Origin of the sequence: Tunicatimonas sp., assembly GCF_049647865.1 — a bacterium.
Classification (GTDB): domain Bacteria; phylum Bacteroidota; class Bacteroidia; order Cytophagales; family Cyclobacteriaceae; genus Tunicatimonas.
Genome location: NZ_JBARYM010000195.1, coordinates 1 through 16,419 on the forward strand (window position 1 = coordinate 1; position 16,419 = coordinate 16,419).

Annotated in this window: 11 protein-coding genes and 2 riboswitches; of the genes, 6 read left to right on the plus strand and 5 right to left on the minus strand. The window is 44.6% G+C overall.

Annotated features, from left to right (window positions below; all coding sequences use genetic code 11):
* Positions 1 to 267: 267 nt before the first annotated feature.
* Positions 268 to 472: riboswitch (cobalamin riboswitch) on the minus strand.
* 31 nt (positions 473 to 503) lie between these two features.
* The 4 genes from WBA23_RS05900 to WBA23_RS05915 form a co-directional block, all read right to left on the minus strand.
* A complete protein-coding gene (locus tag WBA23_RS05900; protein WP_424581325.1) occupies positions 504 to 1,517 on the minus strand; it encodes an ABC transporter ATP-binding protein in 1,014 nt (337 codons plus the stop codon).
* Between the two features lie 9 nt (positions 1,518 to 1,526).
* Complete coding sequence (locus tag WBA23_RS05905) at positions 1,527 to 2,600, minus strand: iron chelate uptake ABC transporter family permease subunit (RefSeq protein WP_424581326.1); 1,074 nt, start codon at positions 2,598 to 2,600, stop codon at positions 1,527 to 1,529.
* Positions 2,600 to 3,781, minus strand: a complete 1,182-nt coding sequence (locus WBA23_RS05910) for an ABC transporter substrate-binding protein (protein WP_424581327.1) — start codon at positions 3,779 to 3,781, stop codon at positions 2,600 to 2,602. The genes WBA23_RS05905 and WBA23_RS05910 overlap by 1 nt, the downstream gene beginning before the upstream one ends.
* 31 nt (positions 3,782 to 3,812) lie before the next feature.
* Positions 3,813 to 4,029, minus strand: a riboswitch (cobalamin riboswitch).
* Between the two features lie 157 nt (positions 4,030 to 4,186).
* Positions 4,187 to 5,248 (minus strand): endo-1,4-beta-xylanase, encoded by a 1,062-nt coding sequence (locus tag WBA23_RS05915; RefSeq protein ID WP_424581328.1) that lies wholly within the window; start codon positions 5,246 to 5,248, stop codon positions 4,187 to 4,189.
* Between the two features lie 174 nt (positions 5,249 to 5,422).
* Between WBA23_RS05915 and WBA23_RS05920 the strand changes: the two genes are divergently transcribed.
* The 6 genes from WBA23_RS05920 (at position 5,423) to WBA23_RS05945 (ending at position 14,824) form a co-directional block, all read left to right on the plus strand.
* Entirely contained in the window at positions 5,423 to 6,721 is a 1,299-nt protein-coding gene (locus WBA23_RS05920) for a hypothetical protein (protein ID WP_424581329.1), read from the plus strand.
* A 9-nt stretch (positions 6,722 to 6,730) separates the two neighbouring features.
* Positions 6,731 to 7,810 (plus strand): glycoside hydrolase family 5 protein, encoded by a 1,080-nt coding sequence (locus tag WBA23_RS05925; protein ID WP_424581330.1) that lies wholly within the window; start codon positions 6,731 to 6,733, stop codon positions 7,808 to 7,810.
* Positions 7,811 to 7,890: 80 nt separating this feature from the next.
* Complete coding sequence (locus WBA23_RS05930; protein WP_424581331.1) at positions 7,891 to 8,064, plus strand: hypothetical protein; 174 nt, start codon at positions 7,891 to 7,893, stop codon at positions 8,062 to 8,064.
* A gap of 316 nt (positions 8,065 to 8,380) precedes the next feature.
* Entirely contained in the window at positions 8,381 to 11,446 is a 3,066-nt protein-coding gene (locus tag WBA23_RS05935; protein ID WP_424581332.1) for a SusC/RagA family TonB-linked outer membrane protein, read from the plus strand.
* 24 nt (positions 11,447 to 11,470) lie between these two features.
* Positions 11,471 to 13,039: a RagB/SusD family nutrient uptake outer membrane protein gene (locus WBA23_RS05940; RefSeq protein WP_424581333.1), complete on the plus strand. Its 1,569-nt coding sequence runs from the start codon at positions 11,471 to 11,473 to the stop codon at positions 13,037 to 13,039.
* A 108-nt stretch (positions 13,040 to 13,147) separates the two neighbouring features.
* Positions 13,148 to 14,824 carry a fasciclin domain-containing protein gene (locus WBA23_RS05945; protein WP_424581334.1) on the plus strand — a complete coding sequence of 559 codons (1,677 nt, stop codon included), beginning with the start codon at positions 13,148 to 13,150 and terminating at the stop codon, positions 14,822 to 14,824.
* Positions 14,825 to 14,893: 69 nt separating this feature from the next.
* Here the strand turns inward: WBA23_RS05945 and WBA23_RS05950 are convergent.
* A partial coding sequence (locus WBA23_RS05950) for a PQQ-binding-like beta-propeller repeat protein (protein WP_424581335.1) occupies positions 14,894 to 16,419 on the minus strand: 1,526 nt, incomplete at its 5' end.

Genomic DNA, 16,419 nt, shown 5'->3' on the forward strand with positions numbered 1-16,419 from the left:
GCTAATGAGGTGAGTGGCAATGTTCCGCACAACCCTATGGTTAGCCACACCGATAAGCTTCGCCTTAGCGTGAGGTTAATTGACGAGTACGACTGCCATTCGTGCATAGCGAAAAATAAAATGGCAGACTAACTGTAGAATACAAGAAATGCAATAGGACGCATACCTACGCAAGGTTAGATAGAGCCACAACTACAGCAGCGCATTTTCCAACTTGATAGTACGGTAAACGGTCTGATACATTCCTGACCTTTCCACCGAAAGCCTGAATGAAAATTAGCACAGGCAGGTCTCCTGACTCACTCAGTTGCTGTGGCCTTCCCATCCGCCGTAAGCAGACAGTGGCAATGTTGACAGCAACCCACTAAAGAGTTTACAGTTGCGGGGACAGCTTCGGATTTACACCGAATTCCCTTTTAATTCAGATTAGCAAGATATGCTTGATCTGAAACCCAATGCGCTTCAAAGATAGAATCATTATTTTTTATTTCCTACAAATGAAGCTACGGGTGAGAAAGGGAAGAATATAGTTGCGATAGCTGATGCAGCAAACTCTCAATAGATTGGGCCGAACTAACCGGTTGATTTTTATGATAAACTATCCAGCTCGTATCAGAACCTATTTTAATTGATACAGGTTCTTGACTCCGCACCAAGTACCCCGTTCGCTCCAATGCTCTGCGAGTCCATACAGCTCGCGTTCCGGCACCCTTTAGCGAAATGGGATGTGAAGAAGAGTGTTGTACCTGAAAGGTTCCGCTTTCAGGATTAAACGGGGCAAGTTCAGTACTCATCGCTTCGGCTAGAGTCCCGCTGAGCACGAGGTCTTCGGGTACACTATCGCTAATCGTTTGCTGATGCATTAACCAAATGCGGTCGGAAACTTGAAGAGCTAGCTCAATGTTGTGGGTAGAGAAGATGATGCACTTATTTTTGGTTTTCACCAGCGTTCGTAATAACTGAATGATGTTTACCTGATTAGTAATGTCCAGATGCGTGGTAGGCTCATCTAGGATCATGATTGGCGTATCTTGGGCTAAGGCTCGAGCAATCATTACCTTTTGACGTTCGCCATCGCTGAGCTGGTAGATAGGCTTTTCCAACAATGGGGTTACTTTAGCTTGGTGTGCCGCTGCTTCCACTTTTTGCCGATCAGTTACTGAAAACCTACCTAACCAGCCCGTATGAGGAAATCTACCCATCGCAACTAATTCAGCCGTTTTTAGGTAGCTAATTTCAGTCTGACCAGTTAGCACAACGCTTACGTAGTGGGCCAGCGTTTTGGCATTGAGTGTGTCGAGAGGTTTATCAAATAGTTTAACAGTTCCGGAAAGCGGCTTTTGCAACCCAGTTATTGTCCTTAGCAACGTAGACTTTCCAGCACCATTGGCACCTACCAAAGCGATTAACTGCCGGTTGGCAACTGATAGGTTGAGGTCACGAACTAACAGTTGATCTGTTCGACCCTTGACGTAGCCTAACGATACCTGATTAAACGATATAACTGAAGAGGGCACACTCATCGGCTACCGAAAGTGGGTGCTGAGGTTACGGCGATGAAGGATCACCCAGATGACAACGGGCGAACCAATCAACGCAGTAATAGCATTGATCGGTAGCACCCAGGCTTGGCCGGGCCACTGAGAAATCAAATCGCAGCCAATCAGAATTAGGGCTCCGGCCAAAGCACAGGCTGGAATAAGCCAGCGGTGATCCGAAGTGTTAAGTAGTGACCGCACTAAGTGAGGTACGGCGATACCAATAAATCCGATAGGTCCACAAAATCCAGTGACTAAGCCAACTAATACGCTGGTGGTAGCAATAATACCAATACGAGTAGGTAAAAGGGGAATACCCATACTACGAGCGTAGCGTTCACCAAGCAGTAATCCGTTTAAATTTTTAGAAAGTAGAAAAGTGATAAAGATTGTCAGCAATGTCAGAAAAGAAAATATTCGTAGCTGCTCATTCGCCACATTACCCACACTGCCTAGCGTCCAAAGTAGATAGTCGCGGATTTGCTCCGGCTGGCTGAAGTACTGCCAGATACTGACCACCGCTAGCGTAACATTGCCAATCATAATTCCGATAATCAGTAGTACAATATTATCATTAATCCGTAGTGAAATTGCTAAGATGAGGAGTAATACCGTAGCTGCTCCGGCACTGGATGCGATGACCAGTAACCACCCTTGACCTACCCCGGACGACCACAGGGTGGAAATTGCTACCGACTGGCCGGAGGCTAATAGCACAGTGGCTACGCCCAAACTTGCGCCCGCCGAAATACCGAGTACGGATGGTCCCGCTAAAGGATTACGAAATAAGGTTTGAAGTTGTAATCCACCTACCGAGAGAGCCATTCCCGCCAGCATGGCGGTGATTGTCTTGGGGATTCTAATATTTATTAGAATGTTATTCCAGATATTGCTATGAGTTTCTCCTCCGCTCAATACGTGAGCTACTTCCCTCAAAGGAATAGAGACCGATCCTAAGGCAATATCTGCCAATCCAATAATTAAGACTCCTAAAGATAATAGCACCAGCCAGGTAGCTGGGGTTAATTTTCTTGTAATGGCCGATTGGGTTATGGTATTCACTACAAAAGCTGCTGGTAATAGTAGAACCGGTGGTGGGGCAGTAACCCCGGGTGCAACGCTTTAATCAAATCGGCCAGTATACGCTGTGGGTACACTACTCCACTTTCGTAGTAGTCGTTTCCGCCGCCCGAAGCATTAAGTCGGCGGTTGCTATTATAGACTTTTTCCGATTGGAAAGATAAGAAATCAGCGAAACGAGGATCAATGCCTAGTACTTCCTGTTTGTTGAGCGGTTGCCCAGGATCGAGCCAGATATCTGCCTGTAGTCCCAGGTCGTACATACGTTCAAAATCTACCGGAAAGCTAACGGCAGTAGAATCTTGACTGAATGCCCAATCAGCCCCGGCATCTTGCAGTAGCGCGTTACGGTAACTTTTAGCACCCGGAACGTACCAAGTTCCTTGAAACGGAGTTCCAACAATAACCGAAGGCTTGTCAGCTACTGACTGGGTAAGCTGGACTAAGGAAGTATATGCCTCTTCAGTATGGTTAAACTTAGTTTCAGCAATTTCTTCCTGATTAAGTAAGACCGCAAAAAGCTTTAACCATTCGGCTTTTCCTAATGGAGTACTTTCGGTCCACTCAGCAACCGGAAGTACCGGAATATTCAAATCAATAAACTTCTGGTAAGTCGATAGATCGCTACCAGGCATATGAGAAATTGTTATTAGATCTGGTTCAAGCGCGATCACCTGTTCGGAACTTAGCGTATTGCCACTGCCTACTTCTTGAATATGCCCCGAAGCTACTTTATTGCCAAATAGAGAATCATATATATAAGCTGCATTATCTACCCCAATGACTACTTCTGTACTACCCAGCATCTTCAAGAAGGCCAAATGAGTGGTTGATTGCGTAATGATTCGTTGAACCGGGGTGCGAATAATCTGATCTACTTCTGATTTTAGATTAGGTGGTACAGTTTCATCGTCCGGTACTAGAAGATAGCGCAAAGTATCATCAACCCCAGCGAGTGAAACAACCTTCTGGTGCGCAAAATAGTCAATGGTAAAGCCTTGAGCGGATTCTACCTGTAGGGTAGAATCCGGTTGGGATAAAGAGCTTGACTGTTCGGGTGAGTTACGGCAAGACCACAGAAAAATCAACAGGAATCCCAATTGGAATACTGCAACACTATTCAGCCTAATAAGGCCACCAAATGCTAAGAACAGTGTGTTCATACGTGGTTCTTTTTACCCCAAACCTCGAGAGTGGCAGATATTAATTATGGCAGGTCTTCTGGCTTCCCCGGCAATGATGGCCTTCCCATCCACCTCAGACGCATAGTCTAAGGCAAACAGTGGCGATGGATTGTCATTGCACTAATTCTGGAGTTACAGCAGCGAGGACTGCACCGGATTTGCACCGATTTCCCTTTTCAGCTTGCCAACAAAAAAGTAAGCAAGTCACCATAATTACGGTAAAACTACCTAAATTCTAGCGAATTCCTATAGTACTCTCAGGACAGTACTCATATTTAGATTTAGCGAGGAGAATAAATGGAGTAGCCGTAGAGGATAACCAGCAAACCCAATACGATAATAACTAAAGCAGCAATAATAACATGTCGCTTATTCATATCAAGGCTAGTTGAGCTTGGTTTGACCTGTTTCTAAACCATCTAAAAACCCTTGGTACATTGGCTTCTTGCTAAAATTATCGTCAAACAGTAGCGGCCATTGCGGGTTTCCGGTATTCTGAGTCAGCCAGCTTTCATTATCACGCAAGCCCCAAAAAGTGATAGCAAACTTATTCTGTTCCGGTATTTGTTGGTAGAGCCGAACAATTTCAGCCATAAGTTCCTGCTGCTGTTGGGCGGCTTCTTCGGTCAGCATACCCGCGGTGCCTTCCGGATTGGTGCGAATATCTACTTCTGATAAATGTATTTTGAGGTTTCGCTTGACAATTTCATCTAGTGCGTACTGAAAATTATCCAGCGATAAGTCCAGACCAATGTGCATTTGCATCCCGACGCCGTCAATAGGAATACCGCGGGCCTGAAAATCGTCGACCATTGTTAAAATCGTTTTTAACTTTTCTGGATTAGTCGCCACACTGTAGTCGTTGTAAAACAATAATACATCTGGGTCAGCTTCCCGAGCGTACTGATGGCAACGAGCTACGTAATCATCACCCAATTTCTGCCGATACACTGAGTTTCTCATTCCATCGCCCTCAGCTGCAATGGCTTCGTTCACCACATCCCAGCTCACTACTTTGCCTCGGTAGTGCTTTACTACACTATGGATGTAGTCACGGAGTAAATTCTCTAGAGTAGCTGAATCGTAGGAGTCAATTGATTCTCTGAGCCACTTAGGTTGCATCATATGCCAAACCAGTGTGTGACCGTGCACTTGCTGATTGTGATTTTCAGCAAAAGCTACTACCGAATCTCCTGCGCTAAAATCATATTCTCGTTCGGCGGCCCAACTGTATTGGGGTTTCATAACGTTCTCAGCAGTAATGCTACTAAATTCAGATCCTGCTATTTGGGCGTAGTCAGTTTGAGCAAGTCGCTGAGGACTGACGGCTACGCCTACTGGAAAATTAGCCATTGATCTTAAACGGGGTTCGGGAGAATCTAATCCGTTGCTGATTATCATCACCAGCAGTAGACCCAAACTAGAAAAGAAAGGAAAAAGTCTCATAGAAAATAGGTTTGGCGGTTGTATTATAAAAAAACGCTATGACTCTCTATATATTTTTAATGTGCTTTCAGATTCTGATAAAGAATTCATAGTTTATCGTCGTAGTTGATGCCAAAGTAATAGGGCAATGACTAAAGATAATAGTATTTTTACTAATCATTCAACTTTTTTACTATGGTACGACGCGAGTTTCTTCAACATAGTGCTGCTTTCGGTGCACTTTCTTTTCTGCCGCTCTATTCTCCACCTATCACTTTTGGAACTCAAAAAGTACCCGTGCTAGCGATAACTCACGGACCGAAATCACACTGGTTCGGCTACTACGATAAATGGCAGGTTGATCCGTCGGGTCGCTACGTACTAGGAATGGAAGTGGATGTGCCCCGCCGATCGCCCACTGAAAACGATATTGTTAAAGTGGGAATGGTTGATTTAGAAAACGACGACCCCGAAGGTCGGCCCCAATGGATAGAAATAGGTGAAAGTAACTCCTGGGGATGGCAGCAGGGGTGTATGCTCCAGTGGATTCCCGGTTCCTCAGATCAACTCATCTGGAACGATCAGCAAGATGGGCAGTACATCAGTCGGATAGTAAACCGGCAGAGTTCGACTCAACGAACGTTGCCCAAACCCATTTACGCAGTAGCTCCCAATGGAACGTTTGCCGTGGGCACTGAATTTAATCGCATCCAGAACATGCGTCCGGGCTACGGTTACCCCGGAATTTCCGATCCCTACGCCGACGTAAAAGCCCCCGATGATATTGGTCTATATCGGATGGACTTAGATTCGGGTGAAAGCAAAATGATTTTCTCGTTGGCCCAGGCTGCTGCCATTCCATACCGGGGAAAATCTCTAGAAGATAAGTGGCACTACTTCAATCACCTGCTGGTTAGTCCGGATAGTGAGCGTATGATTTTTCTGCACCGCTGGCGAAACGCTCCGGCCAACGCACCCAACGCCGCTGGGGGAGGATTCACCACGCGGATGTTCACCATCAACATAGATGGAACCGATCCTTATGTGCTAGATCCATCGGGTTTCACCTCCCACTTTATATGGCGCGATCCTCAGCACATTTGTGCCTGGACCAAGCCCGAGGGAAAGAAAGCAGCTTTCTACTTATTTAAAGACCAAACCGACGAAATTGAAATTGTAGGCGACGGGAAAATGACAGTAAATGGTCATAATACGTATGTTCCGAATACTGATGGCGAGTGGATTCTCAATGATACCTACCCATCTCAGGATCAGAAGCGATTACAAGCCCTTTACTTATATCACGTTCCCACCGACCGCAAGGTAGTACTGGGGCAGTTTTACGAGCCCCCCATGTTTAGTGGAGAATGGCGTTGCGATCTACATCCTCGTAGCAACCAACAGGGCACGAAAGTAATCTTTGATTCTACCCACAAAAACGGTCAGCGACAAATGTATCTGGCGGATATTAGTTCCATCATAGAAAACTCTTAAACTACCCCCATGCGTCGGAGATCATTTATTAAAGCTTCAGCTATCGGAACCGTACTGGTTACCACTGGCTTGCCTGCCTGCAAGACTTCCCGGAAAGTGCCGGAAATAACGGCCAATAATATTCCGGTGTGGAAAGGGTTTAATTTGCTGGAGAAGTTTAGCGGACAAACTAACGAGCCATTTCAGGAAAGCGATTTCGCCATGATGGCCGATTGGGGCTTTAACTTTGCGCGGTTGCCTATGTCGTACTGGACCTGGGGCGATGTGAATGATTGGAGCAAGATTGATGAAGCTACCCTCAAGCATATTGATGAGGCGATTGGCTACGGACAAAAATACGGAGTGCACGTCAACCTTAATTTCCATCGGGCACCGGGCTACTGTATTAATAGAGGTGAGCTAGAACCCTATCAGCTTTTTGAAGATGAAGAAGCTCAAAATGCTACCCGCTTCCACTGGCAAACATTTGCTAAACGCTACCAAGGTATTCCTAATTACCACCTCAGCTTTGACTTACTCAACGAACCCCCTAATATTCCTGAAGAGCAGCATAATCCGGTGATGTTGTCGGTCATAGAAGCTATTCGCGATGCCGATCCTGACCGATTAATTGTGGTAGATGGCTTAGCCGTTGGTCGTCATCCTATTGTCGGTTTAGTAGATAAAAATGTAGTTCAAAGCACCCGAGGTTACGATCCTATGCGGGTGAGCCACCACCAAGCCTCTTGGATTCCTGGTAGCGATACCTGGTCCGAGCCTAGTTGGCCCCTAGTTACCAACGATGGCACGACCGATCAGGCAACGCTGCGGCAGCGATTGATTGAACCTTGGCAAGAAGTGATTGCTCAAGGTGTGAAAGTACACGTAGGGGAGTGGGGCGCGTATAATCAAACCCCGCACGAAGTATCACTCGCTTGGATGGAAGATCTGCTTCAACTGTGGAAAGAAGCCAATTGGGGCTGGGCTTTGTGGAACCTGCGAGGGGCATTCGGAGTGTTAGATAGTAACCGAGAAGATGTTGATTACGAAGACTACAAAGGACACCAACTAGATCGGAAAATGCTGGAGTTGTTGCAAGCGTATCTTTAGCAGCTAGCTTTAGCATTCGTCGCGAAGAAGACCTAGAATTCCTTTAGTTTTCGTTATATTATTTTTTAAATGAATTAGCTATGCTAAAAGAAATCAAAATGCCGTATGTGGTGCGCGTTCTTTGTGGCGCAACCATTGGTTTTCTACTTTCACTCTATCTGGTCAATACATATTTTGGTGGACAAATAAATTATGTTGTAATCATCGGACTGTTATTAGGCGGGGGCGCAGGTATCTATTTTTTTCGACGGTAGTACTCATGTTTACTTCGTCTACTGAATACCATAAACTATAAAAGATTAAACAATAGTAAAGCTTTACTATATTTTAGGATTTTCAGATATAGTAGGGGCCATAGCGCGAATTCGTAAATATTATTTGTAATATTGCCTATTCTTTATGAAAATCGCTGCTTTAATAAGTGCTTGTTCATTAAAATATGAAAAAATCACGTTTATTTTAGACATAATATATTTAAAAGAATATGTTAAAAGCATAAACTTATTTTTGAATAACATAAGAACCAATTTCATCAGTCAGTCCAAGTTTTTTATTAAACCATTTAATTATATGCTAATTTCTACTGCATTAAGATCTTCGGCAATAGGCGGGATTATGATCCTGCTCAGCGTATTTGCTTTTGCCCAGCAGCGCACCGTTTCTGGTACAGTTTCTTCCGATGAAGAAGGAGCTATTCCGGGGGTGAATATTCTGGTGAAAGGTACTACCCAAGGTACAGTTACGGATATTGACGGTAACTATCGTATTAATGTATCTGAAGATGATGCCGTTTTAGTTTTTTCGGCGGTAGGGTATGCTAACGAAGAAGTAACCGTAGGTAATCAGTCTACTATTGATATGCTACTGCTACCGGATATAAAATCGCTCAGTGAGGTAGTGGTTGTGGGGTATGGAACTCAGGAGCGGCGTGATCTTACCGGTGCGGTCTCCTCGGTAGATGCCGGAGATTTTCAAAACATGGCGATTAATTCGGTAGAACAAGGTCTACAGGGCCGGGTTGCGGGGGTTAATGTAGTACAACAGTCTGGTCAACCGGGGGCGGCTATGCAGGTGCAGATTCGAGGCGTTGGATCTATTGGTAACTCGGAACCGCTGTACGTGATTGATGGGGTTCCGGTAATTAACGATAATGGAGCTACGGGGGCAGGCAATTTTAATGCTCTCAATAGCATCAACCCCAGTAATATTGAATCGATCGAAATTTTAAAAGATGCTTCGGCGGCGGCCATTTACGGAGCTCGTGCTGCCAATGGAGTAGTACTAATTACTACCAAGCGGGGTAGGGCTGGAGAGGCGAAGATTCAGCTCGATGCTTACACTGGTATTCAGGAAGCCTGGCGACTGCTAGAACTTACTGATATTAATGAGTACAAAGAAATTTCCGATGAGCTAACTGATAATGCCGGTCTGCCCCGGGTGGTGGCGCTGCAACGACCAGAAGAGTTAGTAAACTTAGCCGATCATCAGCAAGAAATGTTTCGCACCGCCCCGATTAATAACGTTAATCTAAGCATCTCCGGAGGAAGCGAAGGGGCTCAATTCAGTGTATCAGGCAACTATATGAACCAAGAGGGTATTCTGCGGGAAACTGATTTTGAGCGGTTGAGCTTGCGAGTAAATACCGATTTTAATAAGGGAAAATTCAAGTTCGGTCAGTCTATGGCATTTAGTCGCACGGTAGGCAACGATCTAACAACTAATTTTTTCGCTATTATCCACTATCCTCGGAACCGTCCGGTATTAGATGAGAACAATGCAGGGGGCTATTCGGGGAATCGGATTATTGACGAACAGGATGCAAATAACCCGGTGGGGGAAGCGGAACTATTTACCGATCGAACGACTCGGTTCAGGGTGCTGGGAAATATTTACGGAGAGTACGAAATTATTGAGGGGTTGACTTACCGTCTAAATCTCGGAGGTGACTTTATCTACGGGAACCGGTACCAGTATCGGCCACCGTACAGATTCGGTGACCGACGAAACCAACCATTTGCGACAATAAATGAGCGAAATGCGTTCTCTGTTTCTCCGTTGATTGAAAACACATTAAACTATAGCAAATCATTTGGCGATCACCAGTTAGGGTTGTTAGTTGGTTATACTAGGCAGTCGTACTCGCAACGGGTAGCCCAGGCTGAAGGACGGAATACGGTCAACTCTATTGATGTACTTAACGGCGTAAATGAAGTGCCCGCGGTTAGTGGTAGCCTCAACGAGTTTGCACTGGTATCTTATCTTGGCCGTCTAACTTATAGCTTCGCGGATCGGTATCTACTTACTGCCAACATTCGTCGTGATGGCTCTTCCCGTTTTTCACCGGGTAATAAATTTGGAGTCTTCCCTTCGGCATCAGTAGGGTGGCGGATTAGTGAAGAAAACTTTATGGACGCAGTAGATGTAGTAAGCGACTTAAAATTAAGAGCTAGCTGGGGGCAAACTGGATTTCAAGAGATTGGTAACTACAGCTTCCAGCCTGAATTACAGAACACGCTTAATTATATTATAGGCGGTGGATTAGTAACTGGGGTAGCCCAGCGAGACTTAGCGGCTAGCTCGTTAGTATGGGAGACTTCTACTCAAACTAATATTGGTCTGGATGTAGGATTGTTTAATAACCGAGTCTTAATTAATGCTGACTACTTTATTAAAGAAACAAACGATATTTTAATTCCGGTGCCGCCAACGCCAAGTACAGGAGTTAGAGGAGGAAACAACTCACCCACCCTTAATGTAGGTTCGGTACGTAATCAGGGGTTAGAACTTGCGGTAACCTATCGTAAATCAGTTGGCGACCTTCAGTATAGCATCACAGGAAACTTAGCAACGCTAGAAAACGAGTTCCTTTCTCTAGGTGGTGGGCAGCCTATCACTAGTGGTAATGTAAACGTAACTCGGGTAACTAGAATTGATGAAGGGCTACCCATTGGTTCTTTCTTTGGCTATAGAACTGACGGAATTTTTCAAACGCAAGAAGAAGTTGAAGCACACGCTGATCAACCTAATGCTGAACCAGGTGATATTCGCTTTAAGGACTTAAATGATGATAACGTAATTAATTCAGACGATCGGGAATATATTGGTGATCCTATCCCTGATCTCACCTACGGTTTAAGCTTAAGTGCATCTTATAAAGGATTTGACTTAAACGCTTTTATTCAAGGTGTAGAAGGAATTGAGCTATACTATGGCTATCGTTATTTCGCCGAAGGAATGCTACGACCGTTCAATTTTGAAAAACGTACGCTAAATCGCTGGACAGGTCCTAATACTAGTAATGAAATTCCACGAGCTATTGGTGGTGATCCAGCCAACAACACGCGTGAGTCAGATCGTTTTATTGGCGATGGTTCTTTCTTAAGGATGAGAAATCTGACGTTAGGCTATACGGTACCGTTTACCGCTCTAGAAAACTTTGGAAACGGTTTCCTTTCCAAAGTCCGAGTTTACGCTACCGCTCAGAACCTATTTACTATCACCGCTTATGAAGGCTATGATCCGGAAATCGGATCACAGAGTCAAAACCCCGACCAAGCAAGCCGAGGTAGAGGTATCGATAACGGACAATTTCCGCAAGCTCGTACCTTTATGTTAGGAGCTCAGATTACCTTTTAGTGACAAACTGAAACAATAATTAAGATGAAAAAGAATAGAATATTTATTAAGTTCTCGGTCGTGTTGCTCATGGCCAATTTGATGATTGTATTTGCCTGTCAACGCGACGAAGAATTACTGGAGATTGATAACCCCAATAATCCTACTCCTGATACCTTCTTTCAAAATGAAAGTGATGCTTTATTAGGACTTAACGCAGTTTATTCCACATGGCAGTCTAATGCGCTGGCTCAGCGGTTTTACTTTTTTGGGAATGATATGCCTTCTGACGAGAGCATTGGCACCAATAATCTTCAGGCTACCTTAGCACAAATGCTAAATTATACCTGGGATGCTAATAATCAAGTAATAAGCGATATGTGGGGGGGGTACTACACCGGAATTGGTCGGGCTAACCGCGTAATTCAGCAGGTACCGGAAATTGATATGGACGAAACTCTACGAGCACGAATCGTAGCCGAAGCGCGCTTTCTCCGAGCAACCTTCTACTTTGACTTAGTAAATAAGTGGGGTGATGTTCCGTTGATAACCGATCCTCCAGAAGCTTCTGTTGAAGCACCTCGCTCTCCGGCTGCAGATGTTTATGCACTAGTGATTGAAGACCTGCAATTTGCCAAAGCTAATTTACCCACTAAAGACGAGTATGGCTCTGACGATTTAGGTAGAGCTACGAGCGGCGCCGCTACTGGTTACTTAGGCAAAGTTTATCTCTATCAAGAGCAATGGGAATCTGCTAAAGCAGAGTTTACAGCAATTATCAATGGGGAGCATGGTTCCTATCGTTTGGTCGATAATTTTCGATGGAATGGAATTGGGGAAGAGCAAGAACCTCTAGCGGAAAATAGTGATGAATCCTTATTTGAAATTCAATTTCAAGACGGATTAGGAGGTATATGGAATACAGACAACGCCGGTGGTGGTGAGAATACCTTTCGGGGGGTAGAGTACGCATTTGCTAGCTTCAACAACGTTCGTCCGAAGCAAGCTTTCGCTGATCGGTTTGAATTAGGCGACCCGCGTTATGAACAAACATTTTATGATGATGGGGTAGAAATCTATAATGGCGTTTTTACCCGCGAACAGTACGGGGGGTTGATTGCCTGGCGAAAGTATCATAACTACGATATTCGGGATGATAGCAACCAAAGCTCAGGTATTAACTTCCGGTTTATGCGCTACGCCGATGTTTTATTGATGGCTGCCGAAGCTAAACTTATGAGCGGCGACCCTATTCCTGAGGTACTGGAACTAGTAAATCAGGTTAGGCAACGAGCTATTGACCAAAAAACGAATCCTGACATTGAACTATATATGTCTCGGACTCTTAATAATGTATTGGAATTATACCCTACCGCTGCGTATCCAGCAGATAATGCTACTCAAGTAATGAACATTATCATGCATGAGCGGGAGGTTGAGTTAGCTGGTGAACAACACCGTTACAACGATTTGCGGCGTTGGGGTTTAGATGATGACGTTGCTTTGGCAGATAATAAGCCATATGCGGAACGCTATCGGCTATGGCCTATTCCATTAGAGGAGCTGGAAACAAATCCCAGTATCAATCAAGCTGATCAAAATCCTGGATACTAATTAACTTTTATCATTCCGATCTTTGCAGTCGGGCTGATTCAGCATCTTAACCCATGTTAAATTTATATTAAACGAATGATACAATCATATTCGAAAATAAGTAGTGCTTTGGCTCTCACACTAGTGATCTTTACCGCATGTCAGGAAGATGTTGAAGTACGGGATAAAGCTGGTTCGGGGCTAATTACCGTAATGAACTCAATGGAAACTGAAGGGAGATTTTCTCTATTTTATGATGCAATCGGAACAAATGGGTTGCGTATTGCCGATGAGTTTAACGGAAGCGGTAATTCCTACGAATACACGATCTTTGCTCCGAATAACGCTGCCTTTGAAAGTTTCTTGGCGCAGTACGATACTTATGATGAGCTAGGGGACATACCCGATAATCTGCTACGTAGCTTAATAGAATACCACGTAGTAGCAGGTAGTTTAAGTGCTGTAGATTTGGGCGGAACGACTCAGACTACCTTACAGGGAGGAGAAATTAGTGTAGCGGGCACGGCACTAACAGGGGCTAATAATACTGCTAACGTAGCATTAGCTGATCGGCAGGCGCGTAATGGTTTCTTACATGAATTAGATGCCGTTTTAATTCCTCCAACTTTCCCAACTCAAACTATTTTAGGTATTGCGGGCGGAGACGATTTTACAAGTCTTGCTGCAGCTGTAAGCCGCTTTTCTGACCTGATCGACGCGATTGACGGAGGGTCTGGAGCATTCACCGTTATGGCTCCCACTAATGCAGCATTAAGTGCATTTCTGGCTAGCCAAGGCTTTGCTTCTTTAGATGCTGTTCCTGATCCTTTACTACGAACAATTTTGGAATACCATGTTATTCCCGGAGTAGTTGGTTCAGGAGATATTGTGGGAGCTCAGAATACGTTGAGCGGTGAAGTACTTGATTTACCAGATGATACGGACATTGTAGCTACCGCTGATGTAGCCGCAACCAACGGATTGGTTCATGTAATTAGCGAAGTACTTGTACCGCCTAGCTTAAATTCGGTAGCAGGTATAATTTTGACAAACCCTAATTTTAGTACGCTAGCTACGGCTTTAGTTGCTAATGATTTAGTTACCCCGCTAAGTACAGGTGCGCGAACAGTATTTGCACCGAACAATGCTGCTTTTACTGCCGCTGGAATAACTGATCCTGCTACAGTAAGTAGTGATGTTTTAACGTACCACGTATTAGGTGATTCAGTACCTTCAACTGCCGTTATGAACGGTTTTGCACTAACGCTTAACGGAGCTTCAGTTGTGTTGAATACTGATATGGGAGTTACGGTGAATGGTATAGCAGTAGTCACTCCTGACTTATCAGCGAATAACGGATATGTTCACGAGGTTAATGGCATTATAAACTCACCCCAGAATAATATTGTGGAGTTAGCTGTAGCAACTCCCGAGTTATCTAATTTAGTGACTGCTTTGCAGAAAACCGGATTAGACACCGTATTAGTGGAAGATGGTCCATATACGGTATTCGCTCCAACCAATGCCGCCTTCGCTGCTGCGGGGGTAGACGTAGAGGCAACCGCCGGGGAGCTATTGCGCCCCATCCTTTTGTACCACGTTTTAAGTGGTCGGGTACTTTCTAGCGATTTGCCTAACGGTGAAGTAGAGATGCTATCCGAAGAGATTATCAATGTAAACAATGCTGTCTTCACCTTGACAACTGCGAGTGGACAAACTGTAGATTTAACGACCCCTGGCAATACACTTAATGTACAAGCTACAGATGGCGTAGTTCATATTATTGGTTCGGTACTACTGCCTTAGCTACTGACGACGTAATGACGTATCAAGAAACCTGCTTCAAGAAATTATGAAGTGGGTTTTCTTTTTTGTTTAAAGAGAAGGTTTCTTGGACAGAAAAATACCATCGTACTGGCTACCCATATAAGCACCCCACGATATTATATCCTGTGTGTAAATCTGCTTTTCTAAGCGTTGAATACTTAACAGAGCCGGGTGATCACTATCATTATTCTTGACTTGAGTGGCGCAATATATAATATCAATCCAACCATCATTGTCAGCATCTCCTACCCAAGGAGTGGAAGAAAAATTTATACCTGCCTGAGGATCATGAAAGCGAAATACTTCTTGCTGATGAAAATCAAAGACTACAATACGATTTGACGGAACTTTAGACTCAAACTTTTCTTCAACGTAGTTCGTGCTCATCAGTACATCATCAAAACCATCTTTATTGATATCTATCACTACCGGAGAAGCGTACTGAAAGCGGCCTAAAGAGTTTTCGTAGAGAATATTACCATTTCGCCCATCCACCATAAATTGAATAGGATCGCGCAGTGTTGGCCACTGTCCTTTGCCGTAATTGGCAAAAAAATCAGGAACATCGTCTTCATTAAAATAACCTACCGCCGGTGTGGTGTAGGCTTCTGCTCCAAAAATGGTTCTTTCCCAAAGTAAATGATTATTCTGACCATTAAATGCTATCATGCGTCCGTCTACCGAATTAATGATAATATCCAGCGTTCCATCCAGTGTAATGTCTGCCAAAGCCGGCGGAGCAATAAATCCTTTGTCAGCACCCGTAGCCAGTGGGATTGACTGACTCAAGTCTTCGTTTAGAATAGCTGTCAATGATGTTCGGTATAGAGTACCACCAATGGTTTCACCACCGGTACCGTAGATTACATCTAAGGTGCCATTGTTATCTAAGTCAGCTACCACCGCCGATAAATAAGTTTCTTTTCCGTCAGGAACCTCCGCTTTTGCCAGTAGTTTTCCAGTACGGCTACTGACTACCATCAAATGGCCCGGCGGACGATCGGGATCATCCGGCTCGGCTAAGTAGTCGCCACCGTTGGCTACTAACAGGTCATCAATACCATCTTGATCTTGATCGGGGATACGCTGCGGATTATAAAAATTATAAAGGCCAGCGGTCGTTCCCGGATCAATTGAATCACCTGCGGCGTAAAACTCCCAGATTAATTCGCCGCTTTTACCATTAATAGCCATAAGTTCGGCTCGCCGTCCACCGATAAAAATATCATCAATACCATCTTGCGTCACATCCAGTAACGTAGCTGAGCCTACAATCTGATCGCGGGCGGCTACGTGCCAAAGCAGTTTGCCATCTCGTCCATCCAAAGCGATTACTGCGGTATCGGTGGGGTGCAGTTCCTGGTACCCCGTGCCCAACACAATATCCAGTACGCCATCACCGGTCAGATCAGTAAGGCGCACCGATGAACTGGTTCCAATATTGGGTAAATCAGTACGCCACTTAGTAATATCCGGCGAACGGTAGTACTGAATTGCTCCAACAATCAAGATAATTATGGCAATTGCTCCGCCAATAAGGATCCACTGTTTCATGGTAATGAGGGAGTGTGGTT